General features: G+C 26.7%; 1 protein-coding gene. It reads left to right on the top strand.

Annotated elements, in window-relative coordinates; translation table 4 throughout:
* The first annotated feature begins 444 nt into the window (after positions 1-444).
* Positions 445-2,487, top strand: coding sequence for a hypothetical protein (locus tag EHV01_RS04630; protein WP_422066422.1), 2,043 nt, complete (start codon positions 445-447; stop codon positions 2,485-2,487).
* Positions 2,488-2,599 lie beyond the last annotated feature (112 nt).

Below are 2,599 nucleotides of genomic sequence, written 5' to 3'. Positions count from 1 at the left end.
CTWTTAAGTTTTTTTATTAGCAAATTAATTAACTGAAACAGAGAAAGGACAACACCTTAAATTAGGAGAAAAACAGGTACACTTTGTAAAGATTTCTAAGATATTTAATAAATGTGTAAACAACTTAAAGAGGGTATCAAAAAGTTGTTATAGTTTTTTTGTAAATATTTAAGATACTGTCCTTTCTCTGGATAAATTAATTAATAATTTTGGTTTTACAAATAAAAAAACCATTTTAGTAAATGGTTTAATTTATTATTTTTATTCAATTTCCGAGTTTTTTCCAAAACCCTTATTTTATTTATACGACCAACTTTTTTTATTTAAAAAGAACAATTAAAAAGCTTAATTTTGTTCAAAAAGGTTGCTTTGCATTTAATATTAATTTTGTTATAATAAACCCATTCAATAGGTCTATTATTAAGCTTACTAAAGGAGATTTTAATGGCAAGAAAACCAGGTAGTTGACATAAACTTAATAACTTAACAAAGAATGTTACTGTAGCATCACGTAAAAAAGGGTGACTTGCCGCAATTTGTGCTGTGTTATATCTTGGTGCTTTAATTCCCTCTGCTTATTTTGGTGTGTCATTTTTAGCAAATATTTTAAATTATGGTGGAATTGAAACTGATGGACCCTTACCTGATGTTAATGGTGAGGATTATTTTGAAGTTAACTTTGCAAAAACAAAACTACGCGATAATACAACAACAACTCCGGTTTTTGAAACTTATGAAATTCCTCCTGACCCTAATACTGGGCAAGTTGCACAAACTCGCGCTCGTGCGAGATCATTACGATTAGAATACGCTTATAATTTAATTTTTGAAAAAGCACCTAGTTTATACATTACAAACAATATCTTTTTTAAGAATAAATACAAAGATCCTAAGCAAATTCAAATTTTAGATATTTATACTGATTCACGAGGGACACAACAGTTAAGTCTTGCTGATGTGCAACAAAACCAATTTAATTTGATGAAAAATTTATTATTTTTAAAAATCAAATACGAAGACGTAATCCAAAAAAATCTGGTTTGAATGCCAACCCTATTTGTTGGAAATGAAGGATTTTTATCAAACTTTTTAAGTTTTAAATTAGGAGAAACAAGAAACAAAGATGATTTAAAACCAACAGTTTGAGAAAAACAAACAAATGTTCTAGATGAACAAGCTAATAATATTATGATTAATGGTACTAATGATAGTTTGGCGTTAGCAGATCAAGTTTATGCTGCCTATAAAGAACGTTTTGCTGCTTTTTATGCAGAAAATAAAGGAAATGATAAAGAATTTATTGGTGATTATAATCCATATAGTAATTTTGCTATTTCAAGTGTTAATCAAAATGATCAACTGTTTCCAGGAACTGCTATTGATAGTACGCATTACATGCTTGATATTAATCGGGTAATTCAGTCAGCATATAAAAAGGGTGATTCAGAGCAAAGTTTTGCAAAAACAGATACTCAAATTAATGGTAAATATATTCCACAATTATTAATTTTTTTAATTAATATTTTAGAAACATCACAAAATCGTGGTTTAGTCTTACCAAAAGAACTTGTACCAACCGAATGACAATTTTGATATCAACATCTTCAACCAAAACGTTTAAATGTTAACCAACCAGAGCAATTTTACTTTATGTTTTTACCGCAAGGTGAAACAATTCAAAATGTGATCGCAAATCGATTGGGAGAGCAAATTAAAGATGTTTTAAATGGAAAATATTCATTAGCAACAGCAATTAGAGAATTACAAGAAGATGTTTTGAGTAACCCTAATAGTTCAAAATATAAATGAGTTTATGATTGAAATATTTTACCATTTCAATCATATGGAATAATTGAAAAAGCAGATTATACTGTTGTTAAAAGAACAATTCAAGAAAATGGTGATTTAACAATTAGTTTTAATAATAATCAAGTGGCAAAAACAAACTATGTAATAATTGATCAACCATCATTACATTCAATTACTAATTTAGTTAACCCAGGTGATCATGATGCCTATTTAATTAGTGATAAACAAAAACGAAATATTTTATTTACAAAATATTGAAGTGCTAATTTATATGGAGCACAAAAACCATTAAATTACATTGATATTGATGTTCGAAATATTCCACATGATGTAACTTCATTTAAAGCAATACTACAAAAACAAATTGTTAATCGTACATGGGAATTTATACAAAATATTAGTCAAATGGTAGGAAACAATTTAAACATTAGTGATAATGTATCACAAATAGATTATGCTAATAGAATTGCAGACGATATTATCACATTTACACCTTTAAATAATTATCATAATAGTGCTGCTACTTTTAATGATTGATTTTATGCATTGCAAATTAGCAGTGAAGAAAGATATAGTAATTTAACTGTTCTTGATATTAAATTAGAATTAAAAGCAAAAGAAAATGTTCCAGACCATCTTCAAGCAATTACTTTCCGTTTTAATATTAATTATATTTAAAATTTATGCTTTAATTTTGTCGAAAACTCTTGATATTTATAAAATATACCTAAAATTAGGTATATTTTTAATATATGGAGGTAAATAATTAATGAAAAAAATAATTACARWA

This window comes from Spiroplasma sp. hy2, assembly GCF_044714365.1.
GTDB classification, from domain to species: Bacteria; Bacillota_I; Bacilli_A; order Mycoplasmatales; family Mycoplasmataceae; genus Spiroplasma; species Spiroplasma phoeniceum.
Note: the sequence above shows the minus strand (reverse complement) of the source record. Positions and strands in the feature narration are given on the sequence as shown.